12 protein-coding genes and 2 pseudogenes are annotated in these 8,096 nt (G+C 37.2%); 2 read left to right on the forward strand and 12 right to left on the reverse strand.

From position 1 onward, the window contains the following. Nucleotides 1-110: 110 nt before the first annotated feature. From BM146_RS19755 to BM146_RS18465, 7 genes and pseudogenes are all read right to left on the reverse strand, one after another. Nucleotides 111-467, reverse strand: coding sequence for a DUF4315 family protein (locus BM146_RS19755; RefSeq protein ID WP_074892091.1), 357 nt, complete (start codon nt 465-467; stop codon nt 111-113). 11 nt (nt 468-478) lie between these two features. After that, the gene (locus BM146_RS18445; protein WP_074892093.1) at nt 479-1,798 is read right to left on the reverse strand and encodes a C40 family peptidase; all 1,320 of its coding nucleotides are present in this window, start codon (nt 1,796-1,798) and stop codon (nt 479-481) included. Beyond that, nucleotides 1,780-2,139, reverse strand: a pseudogene (locus BM146_RS18450) (VirB4-like conjugal transfer ATPase); the annotation flags it as partial. The pseudogene BM146_RS18450 and the gene BM146_RS18445, both read right to left, overlap by 19 nt. A gap of 305 nt (nt 2,140-2,444) precedes the next feature. Then, on the reverse strand, nt 2,445-3,251 hold the full coding sequence (locus BM146_RS18455; RefSeq protein WP_074892095.1) for a DUF3800 domain-containing protein: 807 nt from the start codon (nt 3,249-3,251) through the stop codon (nt 2,445-2,447). A gap of 92 nt (nt 3,252-3,343) precedes the next feature. Beyond that, nucleotides 3,344-3,502: a hypothetical protein gene (locus BM146_RS19760; protein ID WP_177201747.1), complete on the reverse strand. Its 159-nt coding sequence runs from the start codon at nt 3,500-3,502 to the stop codon at nt 3,344-3,346. After that, entirely contained in the window at nt 3,502-4,098 is a 597-nt protein-coding gene (locus BM146_RS18460; protein ID WP_083413657.1) for a type IV toxin-antitoxin system AbiEi family antitoxin domain-containing protein, read from the reverse strand. Before BM146_RS18460 ends, BM146_RS19760 begins: the two co-directional genes overlap by 1 nt. Nucleotides 4,099-4,246: 148 nt before the next feature. Further along, nucleotides 4,247-4,486 carry a DUF5688 family protein gene (locus tag BM146_RS18465; RefSeq protein ID WP_074892097.1) on the reverse strand — a complete coding sequence of 80 codons (240 nt, stop codon included), beginning with the start codon at nt 4,484-4,486 and terminating at the stop codon, nt 4,247-4,249. A 335-nt stretch (nt 4,487-4,821) separates the two neighbouring features. Between BM146_RS18465 and BM146_RS18470 the strand changes: the two genes are divergently transcribed. Further along, the gene (locus BM146_RS18470) at nt 4,822-5,418 is read left to right on the forward strand and encodes a hypothetical protein (RefSeq protein ID WP_074892099.1); all 597 of its coding nucleotides are present in this window, start codon (nt 4,822-4,824) and stop codon (nt 5,416-5,418) included. Between the two features lie 516 nt (nt 5,419-5,934). Here BM146_RS18470 and BM146_RS20120 read toward each other — a convergent pair. The 5 genes from BM146_RS20120 to BM146_RS18485 form a co-directional block, all read right to left on the reverse strand. Then, nucleotides 5,935-6,135: a hypothetical protein gene (locus BM146_RS20120; RefSeq protein ID WP_242949444.1), complete on the reverse strand. Its 201-nt coding sequence runs from the start codon at nt 6,133-6,135 to the stop codon at nt 5,935-5,937. 50 nt (nt 6,136-6,185) lie between these two features. Beyond that, nucleotides 6,186-6,329, reverse strand: a complete 144-nt coding sequence (locus BM146_RS20125; protein WP_242949445.1) for a hypothetical protein — start codon at nt 6,327-6,329, stop codon at nt 6,186-6,188. Beyond that, complete coding sequence (locus tag BM146_RS18480; protein ID WP_177201748.1) at nt 6,316-6,591, reverse strand: hypothetical protein; 276 nt, start codon at nt 6,589-6,591, stop codon at nt 6,316-6,318. Before BM146_RS18480 ends, BM146_RS20125 begins: the two co-directional genes overlap by 14 nt. 65 nt (nt 6,592-6,656) lie before the next feature. Then, complete coding sequence (locus BM146_RS19765) at nt 6,657-6,803, reverse strand: hypothetical protein (RefSeq protein WP_177201749.1); 147 nt, start codon at nt 6,801-6,803, stop codon at nt 6,657-6,659. Nucleotides 6,804-6,921: 118 nt separating this feature from the next. Next, nucleotides 6,922-7,776 (reverse strand): acyltransferase family protein, encoded by an 855-nt coding sequence (locus BM146_RS18485; protein WP_074892104.1) that lies wholly within the window; start codon nt 7,774-7,776, stop codon nt 6,922-6,924. A gap of 119 nt (nt 7,777-7,895) precedes the next feature. On the opposite strand from BM146_RS18485, the pseudogene BM146_RS18490 reads away from it, so the two are divergent. Beyond that, nucleotides 7,896-8,096, forward strand: a pseudogene (locus BM146_RS18490) (IS4 family transposase); the annotation flags it as partial.

Genomic DNA, 8,096 nt, shown 5'->3' on the forward strand with positions numbered 1-8,096 from the left:
GATTGCACTATCCCGCAATGCATGTTAACAGGTACAAGGGCTTTTGCCCATAAAATATACCCCAGCCTCATAGAGACTGGAGCACCTTGACAATTCACATATGATAAAGATTACATTGCATCGAAGATTGCTTTCTGATGTTGACGGTGAAGCTCATCCAGAGCTTCTTTACATTCGGGATTCCATGGACAAAGCTTCTCACGTTCTTCATCGCAAGTCAGAGATGTTGGGCATTTCATGAGAAGATATTTTAGGTAGTAGTAAACATCAGCACCATTAACCTTTGCTGTCTCAACACTGGAATAAGTAAGAGCACTTGCCTCTGCAGCCTTCATCATTTCATGGACCGCTGTCTTTTCTTCCTCCTGGCACTTCTTTTCAAGCATTCTGACTCTTGCATCACACTCAGCTTTTCTCTGCCGTGCTTTTGCAAGCTCAGCCTTGTACTTATCCAGTCTCTCGAACATAATCTCCCTCCTCACATAATTCTTCCGTAGCATAAAAAGTGTTGTTTCCAGTACTTGGTATTGATCGAAGTGTAGCAAATAGGATTGCCACAGTGGATCATCATTCCATCTCCCACATAGATGCCCACGTGGCTTGCCCCGGTGGTATCATAGGTCTTTTGGAAAAAGATAAGGTCACCGGGCTTAGCTTCTGACACAGGCACATAGGCGCATCTGCTCCTAAGGCCCTGAGCAGTTGTCCTTCCCACATGATAGCCGCAGTGGTTTAGTACCCAGCATACATATCCGGAACAGTCAAAGCCGGTAGTTGGATTACTTCCTCCCCAGACATAAGCTCTTCTCAGGTACTTTTCAGCTTCTGCTATCATGACCGCAAACTGTGCATCAGAAAGCGCCTCTCCTGGAACGTGGTAGTCCTCAGGGTCTTCCAAATCTGAATAGATATCTGCAAAAAGATATTCCTTATTGCCCTTTGTCAAAAGAAGCAGATCATAATGAGATTTCTGCTTGGCAGTAAGTCCCATTTCTTCTATTACTCTTCCAAGGCTTCTGTTATCCAGCTTTACCTTCAGGATCTTAACTGTATACTCTTCCTCCTCTTCATAGAGATAAGGCTCGTAATAGCCACCATCAGGGTTGGTATCATCAAATACCCATCGAATTCCTGTCTTTTCAACAGTTCTTGTTCTTTTTTCTGATTTCTTCGTGTATGTGAGCTTGTACTGCTTTTCAAAGAGCTTTTGTACGATTTGATTCATATCTTTTCTCTTGAAGTCATCGTATTTTACTGTGAGATAAGTTATGAGCTCATATGAGTTATGACCTATCTCATCAAGCTCGTACTCATACTCATCAAAGTCAGGATATAGCTCTTTAGTGCTTTCTATTTTCTTGCGCAGGTCTTTTTCCAGCTTCCTATAATCTGTCTCAACTCCATGAATATCCTCATCGTAGGCCGTGTAGGTTGCAGCAAGGCTACTATCCGTTGTTCCAGGGAGTACCATAGCGCAGCTCCCAAGCATAGCAGACAAAAGAACTATGATAAGGATCACCAAAAGAATTCCAAGGACAATCTTGGGGTTATCTCTTACATAATTCGCAAACGCTGCCATGACATCACTCATCTTCTCTGAAATCTTATTTACTGCATTCTCAAGCCAGGTGGACCCTTGCCTTGCTGCCTCTTTCTCTTTTTCCCGCTGGTAATAAGACTTCCTTGTTTTCTTCTTTTGTGCTTCCCTGGACTTTACATTGGAACCATCCTTAGGATTCTGCTCGTTGGAATGTTTCTTTTCTTCCTTGTGCTCACGCTTGAATTTTCTCTGATACAATTCTCAACTTCCGTGGATAGCAGCAGGTCTTTTACGTTCTGAGTTATGGCTGTCGGGATACCTCCCCACTTACGGAAACGCTTGTAAATCTCTACGCTATAGCTGGCTGTCTGCCTCTCACGAAGGAGCAGATGGAACTCATCCATATAGTAGCGGGTACTGCGCATTGCCGTCCTATTCTCAGTAACTCTTCCCCAGACCTGGTCCTGAACGATGAGCATTCCTATCTTCTTGAGCTGCTTGCCAAGGACTTTGATGTCATAGCAGACAAGGCGGTTGTTGATATCAACATTGGTCCTGTGGTTAAAGACATTCAGCGAACCTTTTACATAAATCTCAATCCTTTGAATCTTCGAACTACTCTCCTTCTCTGATTTAAAATATTTATTGATGTTTTCGTTATGCCTCTCCTTCATGTACACCTGATTTTAGGTATATAAATAAGCCAGTAAGTGCCGGACGTCTCCGGCCTTTGCTGGCCTATGTAAAAATCTCCTATACAACAAAAGGACATCCCATATCTGGAATGCCTTTCTAACAAAAACGCTGGACCGGACAGCTTACATCTGCCTTACATCCTCATGCGGTTTACAACGATTTACTTTGCTGAATATATATTAACACGTATGCATAAATTAGTCAAAAATCATTTAACGTTCAATTCAATGTCATGTGCTTCGGAAAAATCAAAAACATCATCCCCACAAAGACTGTTCATCCACATCTTCACAGAATCTGCACTATCCCTGTCTTTCTTTTCAATGTTTCTGTAAAAAGTGTTTGCAAGAAAATCCGCAAGTTGAACAAGCTTTTCATTCTTAGAATCTGTATAACTTGCAAAAAACTTATCACATATTGGATTCTTAATCGTTAATTGCTGATTAAGATACTCTTCCAAATCATATTTTGCCCCGGTAGCAACATTCTGTTCATCAAGCAAAATCTCAATGTTTCCGTTTCCCGTCATATACTTACTATGTTTTCTAAAGCAGCTATCAAAGAATACCTGAACCATATAATTAAATGTCCGGGCGTGGTTTTCTATAAACTTATCATTTGTATAGTTATTGTCCAAAACAATAACTCCAAGTTCGATTTTATCACTGCCATGAGCCAAAATATGATGATATATCTTGATTTTCTCAGTTTCAGAAAGCTCTGATCCTTTTATCTCTTTGTTAAGTATGATTTCCTTTTTTCGCTTACTATCCTTCTTTATCATCTGGGATATTTTCTTTTTGAACAGACGTCTTATCGCAATAGGGTTATCAGTGAATACCATAGCAATAACGAAATATCTGTTATTACTAATATTTGTCTTAGTAATGCTTCCTGATTCATCTACATAAACGTATACTGTATTGTCCTTTTGTAACTCTCCCATTAAAACCCTTCCATTTGTAACTAAATGCATCATAGCTGTATCAGCCATGTACAAGTAATTATATATCATTTACATTTGTTCCGATATTCTTTTTATCGTGAATTCCCATCTAATTTGTCGGTAACCATAATGGAATCATCATAGCCACTAACAATATTGTTTTATGCTTCTACTACATCGTAAAGATCATCATCCTTCAAAGATATTGCAGGTTTTAGGTTTTTTTCTATATCATATACCTTTTTCTTATTGTACTCTGCAGTCTCCTTATAATGCAGATGCTGAGTAACATCATACTTATCAGAGTAGCGTTCTTTCACTATAAAACCTCCATGTATATCCTAACTTTTGATTCAATATTAAATTGTCTGGCATACTTAACTATTTTTCTTGGATTGCATCTACTTGAAAAATATTCCTTCATTGCTTGTGTATAAATCTGCGTATCAGCAGATTTTTTGTCTCTAATTAAATCGCAGATACAGCGTTCCAAATCATATATTTTTACTTCATACCCCTGTGGTGTTTTAGCATCAGTTATTCCTAAATTCCACAAGTCTTTTTTACAATAATGAAATCTTGTGTTTTCATAATCCTTTTTTATGCGAGAAACATTATCTCCCTGAGGAACTGTAATATCTAACTCATGAGGAACGCGATCTGAGAGTCCATGTAAAAATAAAGCAGTACCGTGAGAATAAATCATTTTAGGAGAACGATTCTGTATCACACGATATTCGTCAGGTTGATTATCCGTTAACACATAATTTCCATGGGATTCCTTTTTAATTAATCCACTCAGCAATGCTTGGTACAGCGAAAGTCTCGAAACTCCCTTGTCAGCCAATTGTTTAGCAGAAATAATCCCATCATTTGAGTCTATAACCATTTTCAGCGATTCAATTGAGTAATCCATAAACATCACCGCCTTTCATTTCGTTCTTTAATTCTATCGCATTAAAGAACGTTTGTATATATATCATTCTTTAATTGTCACATTTTAAAGAAGGATATTTTACAGGCTCATGTCTCTGTTACGCTTCCGCTGCCACTGTTCCAAAAGCTTAATACTGCCTGTCAACGATGCTATCGTAGCTGTGCCCATCCTTATGTGCCTTGTAAAGCTCTTCGACATTGAGGTTCACACCTATGAGCCCATCCTCCGGCTTAACTGTGATGGCATAGTAGTTCTCATTCATCTTCTCTACAGTGTGCGCCTGCACATCGTAGGATTTTCCGGTTCTTGTCTCTAACTCTCTTCTTACATCTTCTACTACCTTGTCTTTGAATTCTTCGTAGTTCATCGCCTACCTCCTTCTGAAAGTGAATTGTTTCAGGCTCAAAATGAGCGCAAAAAAAGCAGCTACCTCGTTTGAGATAACTGCTCTATGTAATATTCAAAATACATAAATATATGTTAAATCCATTGTTTTTATCGGCGAAACACGTTAATATACATGTACAAGGTAGTACATGATACTACTGGGGCTGGTCGTAAGACCCGGGTCCAACGATACGGTGTGGGTGTCCCACACCATTTTTTTGCTATGGAGACTGTATAAAAGAAATAAGCATTTTTATTGATGAATCATGAGATTTTGGGAAGTTCAATAAAAAATCTCCATTCTATATTGTTACGATGGTTTTTCATGATCAATCATCAGACATCACCGCTTGTTTGGCTTCACTTGAACAAGAATTATTATACCTCGGATATCCGAACCACTGTCTTCATGCAGGTCCTATTGTTCGTATGGAGGATGAGTTCAAGGAAGAAAACATCGTCGTAAGAAGAAAACTTCTCATGAAACTTATGGGATTTATAAGAAAAGTAAAAATCAAGCATAAATCTTTCTATGTAGATAGACGCCATGTTGAAGATATCACCGAGGCAACCATGCAGCTTTCAAAGCATATCGGAACATGGATTAAGAATAACTATGAATTTCTCCTCCCATATGACACTGTAAAAATATACTACGACAACGGACAAGTGGAATTATCTCGAATCTTAGGCTCTGTGCTTAATGTTCTTCTTCCATCTGTAGCGACTAAAAAAGTTATTCCTTCTGATTATCGTTTATTTCAGGTAGCGGATTTTATCTGTACCATGAAGCTAACAGAACTAAAAATGAATGAACACAATATGTCCAAGCAAGAGCTACGATTCTTTGGCGGTGAAAATGGTGCTTGGAAAAATTATATTAAAGATCTCAAAAAATATGAGCTTCTGTAAAAAGCGAGAGCATTGCACACTATCTGTAATGCTCTCTGTTATTTGTACTAATCTATATCTGCAAAAGCGCATCTATACTTATTAGTATTATCTCTCTCGAAATAACTGCTCCAAAAATCAAAACCACGGGTGAAACTATCACTCCTAGGCTTACCAAGCTTTAATGGCGTAGGGACACTTCTATGTACCAAATTTGTGCCAGCTATGTACCAGCATTTCCTACTTCACGTGAATTTACGTGAAATTATGTAAAATTAAGATTTGGGAATTGTTAGGAAAAATGAAGATATGTAACCAGGCGTGACAACACGTGAAATGAGCTAGTTGCCTCGATTCCGAGTTTCATTTTCTATGTATCTCCTTCTAAAAATGCTTTATTTAAGCCATTTGTTATCTCAGCTTATTGTACCGAGTACCACGCCGGGCACCATTTATCTATTATGACATAAAAATAGTCCTGACACAGCGAATATATTACCATGTCAGGACGAATTTGTAAAAACTTGTAGTGACAAATCATTTACATTTCCATAGTGCCATCGGATGGTTCTGTATGCGCTCTACAATCTCTACATCCTCAAAAAGCAGCTCCGGCTTATATTCCTTTGATATGAACCTTTCCATATATTCCATTTCCTGAGCTGTCGGCTTCATAAGCGAAGCTACATACTCCTTTGCCTGTTGCTTCTTTCCTTCCAGGTCAAATTTATCCTTCACAGCCAGAACCGGGAACAAATCTGATTTTATTTTTGAAAAGACAAGACTGTCTATAGCATATGTTCACGCATATATTCATGCGTATTTAAGAAATCAAGAATTGTCCTCAATCGAAGAACCATCTCAAAGGTATCGCGATTAAAGCCATATCCCCGAGCTCTTACATCAAGCTCTCTTCTATTAAATTGCGGCATCTTCTAGCCCTCCGTTTTTTATTCTCTTAATATTTTTCGGATAGACCAACTTCCATTCTCCGGAATAAGCAGGATTATTTATACCGGATGTCAAATATCTCTTTGAATTTCCGCACCTATCCTTACATATTTTAATAAAATCATCACTTATGCCAAGTTCCCTCTGATATTCACTAAAGATAAAACCAGTCTTCTGATATAAAAAAGGATTGTCATATAAGGCCAGATACTTTAGCATTTTTGTTTCATCAATACTGTTCACGAACACGAGACATGAAAGCACCTCTTCCAGCCCGGCAATGAGATTCATATCTTTTATTGAGTCCGTTATCGTCCGCTCCTTATCTGTAATGCCTCATCCCTCACTCTGTTTACGAATCCAGCAAAGTCCTTTGGATTCTCCGAGAAATCTTTTGATGCTTTCTGAAGATTTGGTACTCCATTCTCAATAAAATGCTGTATACTATTTAACACAAGGGGACTCCTCCGTTTTTTGGTTGTATTGTCTTGGACACCGTATACAACTATATCATGAAGGGGATCCCCTTTTTAATTATTCCTACAAAAACTTTACGCTAGCAGTAGTTATTAATTATTGAGCACGTACTAATTCTTTAACCCTTGTACGATATCCTCTTCCAAGCAAAAAAGGCAGCCAACGATTAATAACATAAATTGGAATTATCAATATAAATGATAAAACAATGGTCAAAACAATTGCAAAAACTGATGAAGCATACATATTTCCCAATATTTCACCATATAACACCCCTAAAATACTTTTTAAAATAGTTTGTAAAACAGTATATATTTTCCCATGAAACGCAAAACAGATAAGTGTATTTTGTCCTATGTACAATAGATATCTATTAGGTACTATTCTTTTACTCACAAATATTAATACAAATATTCCCAAAAACGCACATAAATACGTGTATAACATTTTAGGTATAAAGTTTTCAATCTCAAAAGCCATTATATAAGGAATATAACGAAACACTATATAAACAAAGAACACAACAACTGTAGAAAATGCATTAGCCGTTTTGTCATACATTCTCTCAAACTCACCCTTGAATAGGTATCCAATAGTCATATAAAACATGGCCTGAAAAACATATTCCAAATGCCATGGAAGCGCAACCGTTCCCCAAGGTAATAGAGTTGGGTCCATAAATGCTTCGTATACGTTACTAATAATTGATAATAAAAGTGCAACAATAATAAATATTATTCTTTCATTTCTCTGCTTTTCGCTTTTCTCATATCTATCTACAAAAAAATAAAATGGTATAAAAGTCATAAACAACGCAGCTACAAACCATATACCATCACCCTTGCCTCTTATTTGCAAAAAGTTCCATTTGAGTTCTTCAATAAATGATGCATGCTCATCAAAAGTTATTATTTGAGATAAAATAATATTAATAACTGAAACTTCGCACATTAAAAAGTGCTCTAGAACCTTGAAAATTCAATAAAAACTGGCAACAAAAAAGGCGATAAGCCTCTAAAATTGGTATAATTTAAGTACCACCAAAAATTAACCATAAGGAGACCAACGCCTTGTCTAAGATTATATCACAGAATGAACTCGATACTAAGCAGATAACAGATTCAATCAAGATTTTCTTCAATAAATTTCATGTTTCTGCGATATTGAAATCATCTAATGTAAAAAAGCTGAAAGGTGAATCTCCTTCAAACATCTTGATGTATGCGTTTTCTCTCGTATTTCGAAACAAGTCCATGTATATGGATATGTTG

This window comes from Butyrivibrio proteoclasticus (assembly GCF_900115735.1).
GTDB classification, from domain to species: domain Bacteria; phylum Bacillota; class Clostridia; order Lachnospirales; family Lachnospiraceae; genus Butyrivibrio; species Butyrivibrio proteoclasticus_B.

Coding starts and splice junctions, on each gene's coding strand:
- BM146_RS19755 (WP_074892091.1), bottom strand. CDS start 467: ATGTTCGAGAGACTGGATAAGTACAAGGCTGAGCTTGCAAAAGCACGG.
- BM146_RS18455 (WP_074892095.1), bottom strand. CDS start 3,251: ATGATATATAATTACTTGTACATGGCTGATACAGCTATGATGCATTTA.
- BM146_RS20125 (WP_242949445.1), bottom strand. CDS start 6,329: ATGCCGCAATTTAATAGAAGAGAGCTTGATGTAAGAGCTCGGGGATAT.
- BM146_RS18465 (WP_074892097.1), bottom strand. CDS start 4,486: ATGAACTACGAAGAATTCAAAGACAAGGTAGTAGAAGATGTAAGAAGA.
- BM146_RS18460 (WP_083413657.1), bottom strand. CDS start 4,098: ATGGATTACTCAATTGAATCGCTGAAAATGGTTATAGACTCAAATGAT.
- BM146_RS18485 (WP_074892104.1), bottom strand. CDS start 7,776: ATGTGCGAAGTTTCAGTTATTAATATTATTTTATCTCAAATAATAACT.
- BM146_RS18470 (WP_074892099.1), top strand. CDS start 4,822: ATGGTTTTTCATGATCAATCATCAGACATCACCGCTTGTTTGGCTTCA.